Below are 278 nucleotides of genomic sequence, written 5' to 3'. Positions count from 1 at the left end.
GGAAGATACAGAAATTACATTAGAAGATATTGAACGGGAATTTAATAAAGAAATTGCTATGCTTGTCGATGGTGTAACAAAGCTCGGAAAGATTAAATATAAATCTCATGAGCAACAACAAGCAGAAAACCATCGCAAAATGTTTATTGCAATGGCTCAAGATATTCGAGTTATTTTAATTAAACTAGCTGATCGTCTTCATAACATGCGTACATTGAAACATTTGCCTCAAGAGAAGCAGCGTCGCATTGCAAATGAAACGTTAGAAATCTTTGCAC

Annotated in this window: 1 protein-coding gene; it reads left to right on the top strand. The window is 34.5% G+C overall.

Going from position 1 to position 278, the window contains the following annotated elements; genetic code table 11:
• The coding region (locus SB658_RS23450) for an HD domain-containing protein (protein WP_410602691.1) at positions 1-278 on the top strand (278 nt) is incomplete at both ends.

Origin of the sequence: Bacillus sp. SIMBA_008 (assembly GCF_046535495.1) — a bacterium.
Lineage (GTDB): Bacteria > Bacillota > Bacilli > Bacillales > Bacillaceae > Bacillus > Bacillus subtilis.
Note: the sequence above shows the minus strand (reverse complement) of the source record. Positions and strands in the feature narration are given on the sequence as shown.